General features: G+C 62.6%; 12 protein-coding genes. 8 read left to right on the top strand and 4 right to left on the bottom strand.

From position 1 onward, the window contains the following. The first annotated feature begins 125 nt into the window (after window positions 1-125). The 5 genes from hisB to glnA are packed head-to-tail and all read left to right on the top strand — an operon-like array spanning window position 126 to window position 4,426. Entirely contained in the window at window positions 126-728 is a 603-nt protein-coding gene (gene hisB, locus ACGG9J_RS02505; protein ID WP_390133310.1) for an imidazoleglycerol-phosphate dehydratase HisB, read from the top strand. After that, complete coding sequence (locus tag ACGG9J_RS02500; protein WP_390133308.1) at window positions 725-1,504, top strand: hypothetical protein; 780 nt, start codon at window positions 725-727, stop codon at window positions 1,502-1,504. Before hisB ends, ACGG9J_RS02500 begins: the two co-directional genes overlap by 4 nt. A 31-nt stretch (window positions 1,505-1,535) precedes the next feature. Further along, window positions 1,536-2,309: an imidazole glycerol phosphate synthase subunit HisH gene (gene hisH / locus ACGG9J_RS02495; protein ID WP_390133306.1), complete on the top strand. Its 774-nt coding sequence runs from the start codon at window positions 1,536-1,538 to the stop codon at window positions 2,307-2,309. Window position 2,310: 1 nt separating this feature from the next. Next, window positions 2,311-3,042: a bifunctional 1-(5-phosphoribosyl)-5-((5-phosphoribosylamino)methylideneamino)imidazole-4-carboxamide isomerase/phosphoribosylanthranilate isomerase PriA gene (gene priA / locus ACGG9J_RS02490; RefSeq protein WP_390133304.1), complete on the top strand. Its 732-nt coding sequence runs from the start codon at window positions 2,311-2,313 to the stop codon at window positions 3,040-3,042. A 46-nt stretch (window positions 3,043-3,088) separates the two neighbouring features. Further along, on the top strand, window positions 3,089-4,426 hold the full coding sequence (gene glnA, locus ACGG9J_RS02485; protein WP_390133302.1) for a type I glutamate--ammonia ligase: 1,338 nt from the start codon (window positions 3,089-3,091) through the stop codon (window positions 4,424-4,426). A gap of 9 nt (window positions 4,427-4,435) precedes the next feature. On the opposite strand, the gene ACGG9J_RS02480 is transcribed toward glnA, so the two are convergent. Genes ACGG9J_RS02480 through ACGG9J_RS02470 form a run of 3 tightly spaced genes read right to left on the bottom strand, consistent with a single transcriptional unit; the run spans window position 4,436 to window position 10,076 of the window. Next, window positions 4,436-5,323, bottom strand: a complete 888-nt coding sequence (locus tag ACGG9J_RS02480; protein WP_390133300.1) for a hemagglutinin — start codon at window positions 5,321-5,323, stop codon at window positions 4,436-4,438. After that, the gene (gene hrpA, locus ACGG9J_RS02475; protein WP_390133298.1) at window positions 5,320-9,411 is read right to left on the bottom strand and encodes an ATP-dependent RNA helicase HrpA; all 4,092 of its coding nucleotides are present in this window, start codon (window positions 9,409-9,411) and stop codon (window positions 5,320-5,322) included. Before hrpA ends, ACGG9J_RS02480 begins: the two co-directional genes overlap by 4 nt. Continuing rightward, a complete protein-coding gene (locus ACGG9J_RS02470) occupies window positions 9,408-10,076 on the bottom strand; it encodes a class I SAM-dependent methyltransferase (RefSeq protein ID WP_390133296.1) in 669 nt (222 codons plus the stop codon). The genes hrpA and ACGG9J_RS02470 overlap by 4 nt, the downstream gene beginning before the upstream one ends. A 228-nt stretch (window positions 10,077-10,304) precedes the next feature. Here ACGG9J_RS02470 and hflX point away from each other — a divergent pair, with 228 nt between their 5' ends. The 3 genes from hflX to ACGG9J_RS02455 all read left to right on the top strand — a co-directional run bounded on the left by hflX (window position 10,305) and on the right by ACGG9J_RS02455 (window position 13,834). Next, complete coding sequence (hflX, locus tag ACGG9J_RS02465) at window positions 10,305-11,771, top strand: GTPase HflX (protein ID WP_390135291.1); 1,467 nt, start codon at window positions 10,305-10,307, stop codon at window positions 11,769-11,771. Window positions 11,772-11,869: 98 nt separating this feature from the next. Further along, window positions 11,870-12,832, top strand: coding sequence for an L-lactate dehydrogenase (locus tag ACGG9J_RS02460; protein ID WP_390133294.1), 963 nt, complete (start codon window positions 11,870-11,872; stop codon window positions 12,830-12,832). Between the two features lie 72 nt (window positions 12,833-12,904). Next, window positions 12,905-13,834 (top strand): cation diffusion facilitator family transporter, encoded by a 930-nt coding sequence (locus ACGG9J_RS02455; RefSeq protein ID WP_390133292.1) that lies wholly within the window; start codon window positions 12,905-12,907, stop codon window positions 13,832-13,834. Window positions 13,835-13,938: 104 nt separating this feature from the next. On the opposite strand, the gene lexA is transcribed toward ACGG9J_RS02455, so the two are convergent. Beyond that, a complete protein-coding gene (lexA, locus tag ACGG9J_RS02450) occupies window positions 13,939-14,643 on the bottom strand; it encodes a transcriptional repressor LexA (RefSeq protein ID WP_390135290.1) in 705 nt (234 codons plus the stop codon). Window positions 14,644-14,804 lie beyond the last annotated feature (161 nt).

Below are 14,804 nucleotides of genomic sequence, written 5' to 3'. Positions count from 1 at the left end.
TACAGACCAGCGGCACGGCTATGCTGGTGGTCTAGACGCCGCGCAGAAGACACAGTGCGGACCGGCACGACGGCCTTTGGCCCGTGGCGCAAGCGGAGTGTGCGGCAGAAAGCGGAGGAGCAGCAATGGCAGGCAGAACAGCCACCATCACCCGCCAGACCAGTGAATCCAAAGTGAGGCTGAATTTGGACCTGGATGGTACGGGAGTGACCGATATCGATACTTCGGTTCCTTTTTATGATCATATGATGACGGCCCTGGGCAGGCATTCCTTGATCGACCTGACCATCAAGGCTAGCGGTGACACCCAGATCGACGTGCATCACACTGTCGAGGACGTGGCCATCGTCTTTGGCGAGGCTTTGGCCCTGGCCTTGGGAGACAAGCGAGGCATCAAGCGCTTTGCCGATGCCACCGTGCCTTTGGACGAGGCCCTGGCGCGAGCCGTGGTCGACGTTTCCGGCAGGCCCTATGCGGTCTGCACCGGCGAACCGGAGGGGTTCGAATACGCCATGATCGGCGGGCACTTCACTGGCTCTCTGGTCAGGCATGTCATGGAGTCTATCGCTCTTCATGCCTGCATCTGCCTGCATCTGACCCTCTTGTCAGGCAGGGATCCGCACCACATCGCCGAGGCTGAGTTCAAGGCCCTGGCCAGGGCTCTGCGTTTCGCTGTTGAGCCTGATCCCAGGGTGAAGGGCATCCCCAGCACCAAGGGGTCGCTATGAGCGCCGATGAACACGAAGACAGGGACAGCAAGGATCAGGGCCTGCCGGATTCCGGTCATCATCTGAGCGAGGAGGAGGTCGAGCGGGCCCTGGCCAGCTTTGAGGCCGAGTTCAATGAGAACCAGGATCAAGTGGATCATCCCGCCGGGAGCTATTCCAGTGCGGATTCCGCCGGACGCTCCGGACCAGTCGTGAATGAAGAGGCTGGGCTCAATTCCGGGTCCGCTGACGAATATTCAGCGAAACCGGATGAGGCCGATGGCGTTGGCGCTGATTTCGATCAGGAGCTTGAAGGTCTGATTGGCAACCGGGCCAAGGCCGCCATCATGGTGACTCGCCTGGCTTCGGCAGAGCTCCTGGCGGCTTTCTGCCAGATATCCGATATTTCCGCCTGGTGCATTCAGGCCCGCGAGGGGGCCGTGGCCGTCCTGAGGAATCTGGACGGTGACGGACCAGAGGCGGCCATCCGCGATCTGACCACTGTCGTATCCGGGCTCAGCGCCATACTGGCGGTCAACCGAGCAGACAAGCTCGAAGTGACCCTCTGGATCAGCGGACAATCAGGACAGACGCTTGCGCCGCCCATTCTCTTTGCCGCCACCGCCGACTTCGTGGAGGACCTGATGATCGGGACCACCACGGTGGATAGGCTGCGTCAGGATGGGGCCGCCATCTTCGACTCGGGAGATTACAACCGTGAGAAGGCCATGGGCATCATAGCCTCGCACACCAGGTTTGGGGCCGGCGGATCGACTCGAAAGGGTCGCGTGGAGTAAATGTTCGGTAAGAGGCTTGGCTAGGAGGAACATGACCAGGATACAGGTGTTTGACTATGGGTTCGGCAATGTCAGATCCATGGTGCACGCCCTCTCCCAGCTTGGGGTTGATGCGCAAATCAGCGCCGACCCTGACCTGGCCATGAAGGCCGACGGCCTGGTCATTCCCGGTGTGGGAGCATACGGGGCCTGTATGGCGGGGCTGCGCGCTGTCGGCGGCGACCGCATCATTCTGGATCGTCTGGCCCAGGGCCTGCCCGTTCTGGGGGTCTGCATAGGCCTTCAGGTCATGTTCCAGTTCGGGGACGAGGATGGCCGGAAGGAGCCCGGTCTGGGCCTGATTTCCGGTCGGGTGACCAAGCTTGGCGCCGATGTGGTGCCCCATATGGGCTGGGACAATGTCCAGGCGCCTCAGAACACACGGCTTTTAGCAGGGGTCCAGGATCAGCGCTTCTACTTCGTTCACTCCTATGCCGCTATGGCTGTGCCAGGGGACGACCATGCCAGCGGGTCGCAGACTGATATGTCCCTGCGAGTGTCAGCAGTGAGTCGAAAGCGCGACAGGCGGCCTGATTCAGTCCAGCTGGAGTCTGACAAGGCCTCACAGGGCGCATCTTTCGGTGAGCCGTTGGTGACCTGGGCCACCTATGGGCGCAGCAGATTCGTCGCTGCCTACGAATGTGGACCCTTGAGCGCCACCCAGTTCCATCCCGAAAAGTCCGGGCAGGCCGGTGCACGGCTGCTGACCAACTGGGTGCGGACCCTTCCCGGGGATTCCAGGCTCCCATCCGAGAAAGGTGAATGAGATGCTGACGCTTCTACCTGCTGTCGATGTCCGTGACGGCAAGGCGGTCCGCCTCAGGCAAGGGGTCTCTGGTTCAGAGAAGGTCTACGGGGAGCCTGCAGATGCAGCCAAGGCTTGGGTTGACCAGGGAGCCGAATGGCTCCACCTTGTTGACCTGGATGCTGCCTTCGGCACCGGAGACAATCGCGACAAGCTGGCCGCCCTGGTCAACGAGCTGGGAGATCGCGTCAAGGTGGAGCTCAGCGGCGGCATCCGCGACGATGCCAGCCTGGAGGCAGCTCTGGATGCCGGTGCATCACGGGTCAACATCGGTACGGCGGCCCTGGAGAACCCGGAGTGGACCAGCCTGGTCCTGGAGCGTTACGGGCAGAGGGTCTGCGTGGGTCTGGACGTGCGCGGACATACCTTGGCCGCCCGTGGCTGGACCAGACAGGGCGGGGACCTCTTCGAGGCCATGAAACGACTGGACAGGGACGGGTGCAGCCGCTACGTGGTCACTGACGTGACCCGTGACGGTATGATGACTGGCCCCAATCTGGACCTGCTGGGCCAGGTGGCTGACCGGACCCCGGCCAAGGTGACCGCTTCGGGGGGCATATCCAGCCTGGATGACCTGAGCAAGATCCTCGACTTGGCCGATCGGGGCGTGGACAGCGCTATTCTGGGCAAGTCCCTTTATGAGGGGGCCTTCACCCTGGGGCAGGCACTCGACCTGGTCTCAGGTCATTGTTAACGCTATAAACAAGTCTGTGAAATATAGGAATGGGAGCATAAGCTCTATGGATAAGCAAGAGGAGTTCGCGCTGCGCACTGTTGAGGAGCGTGATGTCCGGTTCATTCGTCTCTGGTTTACCGACGTCCTGGGTACCTTGAAGTCGGTGGCCATAGCACCCACCGAGCTGGAGGTGGCTTTCGAGGAGGGCTTGGGCTTTGACGGCTCAGCCATTGAGGGCATGACCAGGGTCTCCGAGGACGACATGATCGTCAAGCCTGACCCGTCCACCTTCCAGATACTTCCTTGGAGGGGCGGGCCTCAGGGCACAGCGCGAATCTTCTGCGACGTGCTCACCCCGGACGGCGAGCCCAGCAGCGGGGACCCTCGGCATGTGCTCAAGCGCGCGCTGGCCAAGGCCAAGGAGAAGGGTTTCATCTTCTACACGCATCCGGAGATTGAGTTCTATCTGTTCGAGAACCAGGAGGACTGGTCCAAGACCCCGACCCCCATCGACGAGGGAGGCTACTTCGACCATGTGCCGCGCAGTCCGGGGATGGACTTCCGCCGGGCCTGCGTCAACATGCTGGAGCAGATGGGCATCTCGGTGGAGTACTCCCACCATGAGGCCGGACCGGGGCAGAACGAGATCGATCTGCGCTATGCCGACGCCCTGACCACCTCCGACAACATCATGACCTTCCGAACTGTGGTCAAGGAGATCTCCCTGGAGCGGGGGATCTACGCCAGCTTCATGCCCAAGCCCTTCACTGACCAGCCCGGATCGGGCATGCACACCCATCTGAGCCTGTTCGAGGGAGACACCAATGCCTTCTACGAGGTGGGCCAGGAGTTTAACATGTCCCAGACGGCCAGGCAGTTCGCCGCTGGCATCCTGGCCCATGCGGCCGAGATCTGCGCGGTGACCGACCAGTACGTCAACTCCTACAAGCGCCTATGGGGCGGGGCCGAGGCCCCCAGCTACGTCTGCTGGGGGCACAACAACCGATCCGCCCTCCTGCGCATACCCCAGTACAAGCCAGGCAAGGGCAACTCGGCCAGGATGGAGTTCCGCGGGCTGGATCCGGGGGCCAATCCTTACCTGGCCTACTCGGTGCTGCTGGCTGCAGGCCTGGACGGGATCGAGCAGAAGATGACCCTGGGTGAGCCCACCAGCGACGATGTCTGGGAGCTGACCGATGCCGAGCGGCAGGCCATGGGTATCGAGCCCCTGCCTGACAGCCTGGACGCGGCGCTCAAAGTCATGGAGAAGTCGGACTTCGTGGCCCAGGTGCTGGGCGAGCAGACCTTCGAGTACTTCCTGCGCAACAAGCACCGGGAGTGGGCCGGATACAGCCGGCAGGTCACTCCCTACGAGCTGGCCTACTACCTGCCCAGGCTTTGAACCAGTGACCTATTTGTCCGATCGGCCGAACCAGCTGTTATAGATGATGACGAAGTTGCGGTTGCCGTAGCTGGAGCAGCGGTTGCCTTCGCCGTCTCCTGCCCGCAGCGCTGCCTCGTTGGGCTGGTAGGGCGTATAGATGTAGAGCAGGGCAGTGGCATCGTTCTCGATGTAGACCTCGCCGCTGCCGCAGGAGGCATCGGGGCTGAAGCGTACATCGTTCAGTGCTTTGGTCTTGTATGGGTACTGGTCCCGGTGGGCCTGATAGTAGCGGAACCGGTGGGCGGCCCCGTAGACCTGGTTGAAGAATCCGGCGTAGCGGGCGTCACAGTCTGCATCATCAGGGCAGGAAAGCCCCATGGCCGACTGGAGCTGGGCCTGTGTGGCGGGTTTGTCCGTGGCCACCAGATGCTGCTCCTTTTGCAGCATGGTCAAGAGGACCTTCTGACTGATCCCACAGGAGCGAGCGGCTCCGTCGATGATCTGAGCCGCGCTCTGTCCCTTGCCGCCCTTGTAAGCGTCACATAGACCGTCACCGGGACGGTCAGGGACATCGATCCGCATAATGCGCAGGCAGGTGGATCCATTGCATGAGGCCCCTTTCTGGTCCAAGAAGGCCTGGACGTCGTCGGCGTTCATACCTACGGTGTCATGGAAGCGGTGATCGGTGATGATTTCGCCTGGGTTGAAAACGTATTCTTGGGACAACTGCTCCTGGTGGCTGATGACGCGACCGACCATCAATCGATAGGAAACGAAGCGGATGGCTAGAATGCACAGAGCGACCACCAGGACTATGCTCATCAGGGCGGCCCCCAGAGTCTGCGCCCGGCGGAGGGTCATTCTTCTGTCCTCGGTGCCACCCTTGCGTATTCGTCCTGATGGCTTTGTGCTCATGGCTTCCCTTCCAGCGCCTTTCTGATCCGCTGCAGGCTGACGGGGATGGCCGTTCCCAGTTCCTGAGCCCATATGGAGACGAAGTACTCTTCCATCATCCAACGTCCCTTTCGTGCACGGTCCATGGCATTATCTCGTCCTGGCCCTGCAGGGAGAGCCTGAGCCGCCTTGACTGCATGGTCCACCAGATCCTGAGCGGTCTGCGCCTGCCATGCCCATCGTACGTCACGGTCCTTGTCCCTGCGGGCCTTATCCAGACGCATCAGGTCCGCCTCCAGGTATGTTCGCAGGCGGGGGAGGGCATAGGGGGGATCGACACCGATGAAGCCCTTGGCTATCAGACCTGCCGAATGCTGGCGTATCCACTGCAGGACCGAGAGCAGGGGGAGATCAGCCGGTCCGGATACGGCCTTGTCCACCTTGGCCGAAGTCTCCAGAACGGCAACCACATCCTTGGCCACTTGGTAGACGGTGTCCTCGTATACCTGACTGACACTGGCCACAGCCTCCTGCAGGGTCCGGTCGTCTGTGACGGCCTCGGTGTGCGGAATAAGGCGCTTTACAGCAGCCATCTGCAGATCTTCGGCCAGGGCGGAAGTGTCCGGGTAGGGGGCCGAGGCCAGCATCAGGGCCTCTCTGCTCAGCCAGCGCGAGGATATCCGCTGGGCCGGCAGGCGGAGCTTGTCCAGCGCGGCCTGCCAGATCAGCTCTTCCCGTGGCTTGGTAGTGGCACCGGACTGGTGAAGCAGATCGACGCTTTTGACCACTTGGCCCTGACGGGCGGCCTTGGTGGCCTGGGAGTCCACCCTGGAACGTGCCGACTGCCGGGCCTGTCCGGCCAGGCTGCGTTGCAGGTCAGTCAAGGACTTGGACCGACCTAGAACCTTGGGGTGTCCATGGCCCTTGTGGCTGGAACCGTGGCCGTGGCGCCGATCCTCCTCCACCTGGAAGGTGGGCCGCAGGTAGTCGGGCAGTCTTTCCAGCCTGTCCTGGGTGAAGACCTCCGGGTGCAGCTGGGCTCCAAGAGTATCGATGGCTGCGGCGGTGAAAGCCTGCTCGAAGTCCGGCCAGCCCTCGGCGGGGATGGTTCCTGCACCATTTTCATCTCCGTCCGCAGGCTGATCCGCCGACCCATAGGTGGCCTGCTCTGCCGACGCAGTATCGGCGCCGGGCAGTAGGGGATAGTGGCCGTCGATCCAGGCGCGGATAGTCCGAGCGGCGTCAGGGGCGGGAACGAACTGGACCCGGAGGGCCTTGGGCAGGGACTTGATGGTGGCTGTGATCAGGTCATCCAGGAGGCCGGGCACGGTCCAGCTGAACTGCCCTGGCGTCAATTGGTTCAGGCAGTGCAGGGGGATGTGAACCGTGATGCCGTCGTCGGGCTCTCCTGGCTGGTAGCGATAGGTCAGGGGCAGATCCATGGGCCGGCCGTCGGTGCCCAGGGTGTGCCAGTGGTCGGGGTAATCCCCGGGCCGGTAGGAGGCGGACTGGTCGTTCAGGCGCTCCACCTTGTCAGGGTCGAAGTCCAGCAGGTGGGGATCCGCATCGTGGTGGTGCCGCCACCAAGAGCCCAGCGCAGCCAGGGAGGTGGCCTCCTGGGGAATGCGCTCCTGGTAGAAATCGTAGAGATCCTCCTCGGTGACGGTGCCGGTCACCTGGCGGGTTCTGCTGGTTCGCTCGCCAGCCTCGCTGAGCACCTGCCGGTTGGCCTGGATGAAGCCGTCATGGGGGAAGCGTTCGCGCACGTCACCCTGGACCAGGCCTTGGCGTATAAGCATATCCCGAGCCTGGCCGGGGTTGATCCGTGCCCATTGGACTGTCCTGTCGCGCACGATGGGCAGACCGTAGAGCAGGACCTTGGATGTTGCCACCGCGGCACCGCGTGAAGCTGACCAGTGGGGCTCGGCGTAGGTGGTCCTGGTCAGGGACTTGGCCAGGGGTTCGGCCCAGGCAGGATCGATGGCCGCGCAGCAGCGAGCCCAGAGCCGGGAGGTCTCCACCAGCTCGGCGGCCATGATCCAAGGCGGATTGGCCTTGGAGAGTGCAGAGCCAGGGAAGATGGCGAAATGCGTGCCGCGCGCCCCCTGGTAGTCGTTCTTGGCCTGCCGACGCGCGCGCTTCATGGCCTTGGCCCGGGCCGCGCCATGCAGGCCGGCGAAATCGGAGGCCTTGGGTTCGTGAACCACCTGCATGCCCATGCTGGAGAGCAGGCCGGCCAGCATGGAACGGTGGATGCCCTGGTCGTCCCAGGAGCAGACCAGGGCGTGTGCTGCCTGTTGCCCAATAGGCAGGGCCAGCAGGGCCTGGTCCGGTCCCTTGACAGGGACGGGGGAGCCTACCTTCATGTGCAGGCCTCGGCACATCTGGGCCAGCTGCCGGTAGAGGTCATGCCACTGCCGCATGCGCAGAAAGGCCATGTACTCCTGCTTGCAGGCCTTGCGCAGGGTCCCGTTGGATGGTTCCTTGTCCTGGGGGAAGAATCGGTTCCAAATGTTCAGGGCGGTCAGGAAGTCGCTTGAGGGGTCCTCGTAGCGGGCATGGATCCTATCGGCCTCCTCGCGTTTCTCCTCCGGGCGCTCGCGAGGGTCCTGCAGGGAGAGGAAGGCCACGACCACCACAACGGCGGCCAGGGTGTCCGGGGTGGCGTCCTGGCCGGCCTGCAGGATCATTCTGCCCAGACGGATGTCGATGGGGATTCTGGCCAGCCGTCGTCCCAGATTGGTCAGCCGGATGAGGCCCTGCTGGCGGGAGATGGCCTGCAGCTCGGTCAGTTCCCGCAGACCGTCGCTGACCGCACGGGTGTCGGGCGGGTCGATGAAGCCGAAGTCGCTGACGTCTTCGGCTGTATGGGCCACGCCCACCGAGAGCATGTGCAGGATGACCGACCCCAGGGAGGTGCGCAGGATCTCCGGGTCGGTGAACTTGGGACGGGTGTCATAGTCGTCCTTGGCATACAGACGAATGGCGATGCCGTCGGCCACACGTCCGCAGCGGCCTGCGCGCTGATCGGCCGAGGCCTGGGAGATGGGCTCGATGGGCAGGCGCTGAACCTTGGCTGACTTGGAGTAGCGGCTGATTCTGGCCAGTCCCGGGTCCACCACGTAACGGATACCTGGAACCGTCAGAGAGGTTTCCGCCACGTTGGTGGCGATGACGATGCGCTGATGGCCGTGGCGTTCGAAGACCCGGTGCTGCTCCTTGGCTGACAGGCGGGCGAAGAGCGGGATGATCTCCAGGGCATCCGGGCGGCGCATGTCGGAGGTTCGTGGGCCGAAGTGACGCCGCAGGGCGGTCTCGTACTCGCGGATGTCGCGCTCTCCGGCGGCGAAAACCAGGATGTCCCTAGGGCCGTCCACGTGAGTGGAATGGATGACCAGCTCAGCGCAGGCCCGGGCCACCGCCTTGGGTATGTCCGGCTCTTCCCTGTCCTGGCCCTCCTCTGAGTCGAACCCGGGGACATGCCGCATCAGGGCAGGGGCGGATCCGGCAGGCTCGTAGAGCGTCTGGACCGGATAAGTGCGGCCGGAGACCTCCAGCACGGGAACCTGGGTGTGCAGGGCCCTGGCGAAGTGGTCCCGGAACTTGACCGAGTCGATGGTGGCCGAGGTGATGATCAGCTTCAGATCGGGCCGCTTGGGCAGCAGGGCGGTCAGGTACCCTAGGAGAAAGTCGATGTTCAGGCTGCGCTCGTGGGCCTCGTCGATGATGATGGTGTCGTAGGCCCGCAGCTGGGGATCGCCCTGGATCTGCGCCAGGAGGATGCCGTCGGTGACCACGCGCAGACGGGTGCTTCGGCTGGACTTGTCGGTGAAGCGGACCTGGTAGCCGATCTGGTCGCCCAGCCTGGTGCCTGTCTCCGAGGCGATGCGCTCAGCCACAGTTCTGGCGGCGATCCTCCTGGGCTGGGTGTGCACAATCTGGTGGCCGTGGTCGCCGCGGCCCATCTCCAAAAGGATCTTGGGGATCTGCGTGGTCTTGCCTGAGCCGGTCTGGCCTGAGACGATGACCACCTGGGAGGACTGCACGGCATGGACGATGTCCTCCTTGGCCGCGCTGATGGGCAGCTCGGCGGGATACTCGAACCTCATGCCCGGCCCACCTCGATGACCCGGTAGCCCTTGGCCGAGGCATACTTCTCCACCGTCCAGCCGGAACCCAGGGCCTCAGCCAGCCATGGAATCAGGGAGTCGGCGCCCAGGTTGCGCTGGACCACCAGGTAGGCACGGCCCTGGGGCTTCAGCCTGGGCAGGTAGGTCATCAGCAGGTCGTGCAGGGCCGCCTTGCCCACCCGGATGGGCGGATTGGACCAGATCAGATCGAAGCGCAGATCGTCCGGCACCTGCTCCGGGGTCAGGGTGCGTACCCTGTCAATGCCCAGGGTTTGTGCGTTGCTGGCGGTCAAATTCAGAGCCCGCAGGTTGGTGTCCACAGCGTAGACGCGAGCCTTGGGCGACTGTATGGCCATGCTCAGGGCGATGGGTCCCCAGCCGCAGCCCAGATCCAGAAAGTCGCCTTCGGCCGGAGGCTGGGGGACGCGTTTGAGCAGGACCGAAGTGCCCAGGTCAAGCCTTCCTGATGAGAAGACCCCGTGGGAGACCTCCACCTGGCGGGTGCGACCGGCCAGCTCCACCTGGATGGTCCGGCGCTGGTCGGGGGAGGCTGGACGGGCTACGAAGTACTGTTCGCCTCCGTTCGCCCCGGTCCTGGAGGATTGCCTCCGGCTGCTGCCATGGTCCCTATGCGTCATGTCCATCCTGTCCGTCTTTAAATTCTGCCCGTCCCCCGGGCGCTCGCTGATGTCTGCTAAGAAGATGATAATAAAGACTGTGTCATGATTCCGCCTATACCGGATTCATTCCCCAGTCCATAGAGCAGTCAAGAAATCAGTGCAGAGGTGCCTTTGACCCAAGAAAAACCGACCCAAGAGCATGGCTCAGCCGCCTTTGATACCCACCAGGATCCGCTTTCCCAGAAGTCCGAGGTGCTGACTGGCAGTGAAGGGCAGGCCGGACAGGACCTGGCTCAGGAGTGGCAGGAGCGCAGCCGGCGCAATGCTTTCCGCCATGTCGAGGGGCTGGGCGAGCTCCAGGACGTGACCGAAGTGGAGTACCGCAAGGTTCGTCTGGAGCGAGTGGTCCTGGTCGGCGTCTGGTCTGGTTCGCGGACCACGGTTGGTCAGGCCGAGGAGTCCCTGCGCGAGCTGGCCGCCCTGGCGCGGACCGCCGGAGCCGAGGTGCTTGACGGACTGCTCCAGCAGCGGGTCAAACCCGATCCTGCCACCTACCTGGGTTCGGGCAAGGCGCGGGAGCTTGCAGATATCGTGGCCCGGCTGGGTGCCGACACCATTATCACCGATGACGATCTACATCCCTCCCAGCGACGGGCCCTGGAGGACGTCACCAAGGTCAAGGTGGTCGACAGGACGGCCTTGATTCTGGACATCTTCGCCCAGCATGCGACCAGCCGTGAGGGCAAGGCCCAGGTGGAGCTGGCTCAGCTGGAGTACATGCTTCCCAGGTTGCGCGGCTGGGGCGGATCCCTCTCCCGTCAGGCCGGGGGACAGGCTGCTGGGCAGGCTGGCGGCATAGGCTCCCGCGGCCCAGGGGAGACCAAGATCGAGACCGACCGGCGGGTCATCAGGCGGCGGATCTCTCGGTTGAAGCGTCAGATCGCTCAGATGGCCCCCTCTCGCCAGGTCAAACGCGGATCGCGTCGGCGCTATCAGCTGCCGGCCGTTGCCGTAGTTGGATACACCAATGCAGGCAAGTCCTCGCTGACCAACAGGCTCACGGGGTCCGAGGAGCTGGTGGAAAACGCCCTCTTCGCCACCCTGGACACGGCTGTCAGGCGCACCAAGGCGGCAGACGGCAGACTCTACGTCTACGTGGACACGGTCGGGTTCGTCCGCCGACTGCCCACTCAGCTGGTAGAGGCCTTCAAATCCACCTTGGAAGAGGTAGGGCAGTCCGACCTGATCCTTCATGTGGTGGATGGCTCCCACCCCGATCCCTTCGGACAGATCAGGGCCGTGGATGCCGTGCTGGCAGACATCCCCGGCGCCGAGTCCATCCCCCGTCTGCTGGTCTTCAACAAGGTGGATCTGATTGATCGGGATGCCCGGCAGCGGCTCGCCAACCTTGAACCTGACGCCTTCCTGGTCTCGGCCAGGCAGGGTCAGGGCCTGGAGTCTCTGCGCAGGCGGGTGGAGGAACTTCTGCCTGCACCCGCCGTGCACGTTCAGGCCATCCTGCCATACACCAGTGGCTCCCTGCTGGAGCAGGTGCGGCAGCTGGGACGGGTGGACTCATTGGAATATCGAGCCGACGGGGTTGCGCTTAGCGCTGATGTAGACGATCGGCTGGCGGCTGCCGTGCTTGACCAGGCCGTTGACCAGAAGTCTGTGCAGGCTCCGGGTCGTGACACGCCATCAGCCGGGCTGAGCTCTTGAGGGCAGGTACGCCTCAGGTCATCTATGCTGGGTAGACTACCTATGTTGTCAGCGGCAAACCCGTTTCCCGGGTTCCGATAAGAGAGGTCCATAAAACTATGGCGGAATCATCAATCAAGCCAACCAAGCTAGCGATCGTAGGAGCCGGTGCCGTAGGGTCGACCCTGGCCTTCTCGGCGGCCCAGCGCGGTGTGGCTCGGGAGATCGTCCTTGAGGACATCAACGCCCAGCGTGTTGAGGCCGAGGTCCGCGACATGCAGCACGGATCCAGCTTCTACCCCACGGTTTCCATTGACGGCTCAGACGATCCTCAGATCTGCGCTGATGCCGACATGGTGGTCATCACTGCCGGGGCTAGGCAGAAGCCGGGGCAGACTCGGCTTGACCTTGCCGGTGCCACCATCAACATGATGAAGTCCATCATTCCTCAGATGGTCCAGGTGGCTCCCAACGCCATCTTCCTGCTGATCACCAACCCTGTCGACATCGTTACCAGGGTATCGCTGGAGCTGTCCGGGCTGCCGGTCAACCAGATGTTCGGCTCGGGCACCAACCTGGACTCCGCCCGCCTGCGCTATCTGATCGGCCAGCAGACCGGGGTCAATGTAAAGAACGTCCATGCCTACATCGCCGGCGAGCACGGCGACTCCGAGGTCCCGCTATGGAGCTCGGCAACTATCGGCGGTGTGCCCATGTGCGACTGGATGGAGCTGCCCGGACACGATCCGCTGGACGCAGCCAAGCGCGAAGAGATCCACCAGGAGGTGAAGAATGCCGCCTACCAGATCATCGAGGGCAAGGGGGCGACCAACTTCGCCATTGCCATGTCAGGTGTGGATATCATCGAGTCCATTCTGAACGGCACTGATCGGATCCTGCCGGTCAGCTCCCTGCTGGAGGATTTCCACGGGATCTCTGACGTGTGCATGTCGGTGCCCAGCGTGCTGAACCGCGAAGGGGTCAATACCCACATCAACACCCCTCTGAGCGACGGCGAGCTGGCAGCTCTGAAGCGTTCTGCCGAGACCCTCAAGGAGACTGCCAGCAAGTTCGGTTTCTGAGTATTTCGCAGAAGGCTCTTGCCTTGTGGACCCCTGATGACATACCTTGGTGACTGATGAATCGGGGTATGCATGAGTGGTCATGAAGGTAGTGTCCAGAGCGGCGGATCCGCCCATCGTCGACAGTTGCTGACGACCTTGGCGCTGACGGGGTCGGTCTTCGTGGCCGAAGTCGTCGGTGCTTTGGTCACCCGCAGCTTGGCCTTGCTGGTCGACGCCGGGCACATGATGACCGACATGGCTGTGCTGATTGCCTCCACGGTCACTGCTGTGTTGATGGAGCGGCGTCCCACGGACCGTCGGACCTGGGGTTGGTCTCGTCTGGAGGTGATCACGGCCGCTGGCGGGGCTCTGGTATTGCTGGCTATAGGTATTTACGCCATTGTGGAGGCAGTCTTGCGGCTCTGGTCGCCCGGGCGGGACCAGGTTCATCAGCAGGGGTTGCTGCTCTTCTTTGGCGTCTTGGGTCTGGCCGCTAATGTGGGGTCCATCCTGGTCTTGGCCTCAGGACATAAGGACAATTTGAACATGCGTGCCGCTTTTCTCGAGGTGGTCAACGACGCATTGGGCTCGGTGGCTGTCTTGATATCAGCTGCAGTCATGATGGTCACCGGCTGGTCCGGGTTCGATGCCGTGGCTGGAGGTCTGATCGCTCTTCTGATGATTCCTCGCGCGATCAAATTGCTGTCCAGCAGCGTCTCCGTGCTTCTTGAGGAGACTCCAGCGGAGCTCGATATGGCCAAGGTCAGGAAGCATTTGGAGGGTGTGCCTGGCGTGCTTGAGGTTCATGATCTGCATGCCAGCAGTGTCTCCACCGGCCTGCCGCAGCTGACTGCGCATGTGATTGTGCCCCAGGGCACATCGGCTGTCGAGAACGAGCGTATTCTGACCAGCATGCAGCGTTGCCTGCGTGATCATTTTCCGGTCTCAGTCGAGCATACGACCTTTCAGATAGAACAGCAGGGGCACCGGGACAGCAGCGGCGAACATTTGGACATGTAGCCCTCGCTGCGGTTTCTCAAAAGGTGCCTCGCTAAACTCATCCACCAGGATTTAGTCTACGAAAAAGTGCGAGTATCTGCGGGATGAATACAAGGCTGTCGGCATCAGATCTTTCGCAGGACGGTGACCACCTTGCCCATGATGACGGCGTGGGTGCCGTCAATGGGAGAGTATGACGGGTTGTGGGGAATCAGCCAAACATGTCCGTCCTCGCGGCGGAAGGTCTTTACTGTAGCCCCATCGTCCAGCAAAGCTGCGACGATATCTCCGTTCTCAGCCTCCTGCTGGCGGCGGACCACCACAAAATCTCCGTCGCAGATGGCGGCATCGACCATGGAATCCCCATGAACCTCAAGCATGAAGAGTTCGCCGGAGCCGGTCAGACGTTCGGGCAGACGCATGACATCGTCCACGTGCTGCTCGGCTAAAATCGGCTGGCCTGCTGCGATTCTGCCGACCAGGGGCACATCACGCGATTGCATGATGGCCTCGTCGGTCTGCGTATCAGGAAAGGGCATGATCCTGGCGGTTCCAGCGATTGGCTCAGGCTGATCCTGGACCAGCTCTATGGCACGTCCCTTGTTGGCAGTCAGACGGATGTAACCCAGATCCTGCAACACCTGAAGCTGGTGCTTGACGGAAGAAGTGCTGCGCAGTCCCGCATCTTTGCCTATTTCCCTGTAGGAGGGCAGGAATCCGCGCTCTGACAGGTGTCGTTTGATGGCTTCCAAGACCTTGGCCTGGCGATCGGTCAGCTCGGGTCCAGACCCTTGATTCAGACTCTTGGCGGTTGTCGCTTTTTCGCTCACTCGGCTCTTCGCTGAGGCTTCGGCTGTTTCCTGAGAGGCGGCGCTGCTGGAGGCAGTGGACTGGCTGAAAGAGCTCATAGCCGTGGACCCGACAAAGGGGATGGTGCTCACGATGGGCTCCTTTCCTTGAAAACTGGACTCAGTCTAACCTGCCTGAAGCG

Source organism: Bifidobacterium apicola (genome assembly GCF_042846865.1).
GTDB classification, from domain to species: domain Bacteria; phylum Actinomycetota; class Actinomycetes; order Actinomycetales; family Bifidobacteriaceae; genus Bombiscardovia; species Bombiscardovia apicola.
The sequence above is the reverse complement of the archived record's forward strand: the minus strand, read 5'-3'. Positions and strand labels throughout refer to the sequence as shown.

What these genes read in the sequence shown, in the direction of transcription:
- ACGG9J_RS02500 (WP_390133308.1), top strand. Translation starts at nt 725, where the DNA reads ATGAGCGCCGATGAACACGAAGACAGGGACAGCAAGGATCAGGGCCTG.
- ACGG9J_RS02480 (WP_390133300.1), bottom strand. Translation starts at nt 5,323, where the DNA reads ATGAGCACAAAGCCATCAGGACGAATACGCAAGGGTGGCACCGAGGAC.
- hisB (WP_390133310.1), top strand. Translation starts at nt 126, where the DNA reads ATGGCAGGCAGAACAGCCACCATCACCCGCCAGACCAGTGAATCCAAA.
- glnA (WP_390133302.1), top strand. Translation starts at nt 3,089, where the DNA reads ATGGATAAGCAAGAGGAGTTCGCGCTGCGCACTGTTGAGGAGCGTGAT.
- ACGG9J_RS02455 (WP_390133292.1), top strand. Translation starts at nt 12,905, where the DNA reads ATGAGTGGTCATGAAGGTAGTGTCCAGAGCGGCGGATCCGCCCATCGT.
- ACGG9J_RS02470 (WP_390133296.1), bottom strand. Translation starts at nt 10,076, where the DNA reads ATGGACATGACGCATAGGGACCATGGCAGCAGCCGGAGGCAATCCTCC.
- ACGG9J_RS02460 (WP_390133294.1), top strand. Translation starts at nt 11,870, where the DNA reads ATGGCGGAATCATCAATCAAGCCAACCAAGCTAGCGATCGTAGGAGCC.
- hrpA (WP_390133298.1), bottom strand. Translation starts at nt 9,411, where the DNA reads ATGAGGTTCGAGTATCCCGCCGAGCTGCCCATCAGCGCGGCCAAGGAG.
- priA (WP_390133304.1), top strand. Translation starts at nt 2,311, where the DNA reads ATGCTGACGCTTCTACCTGCTGTCGATGTCCGTGACGGCAAGGCGGTC.
- hisH (WP_390133306.1), top strand. Translation starts at nt 1,536, where the DNA reads ATGACCAGGATACAGGTGTTTGACTATGGGTTCGGCAATGTCAGATCC.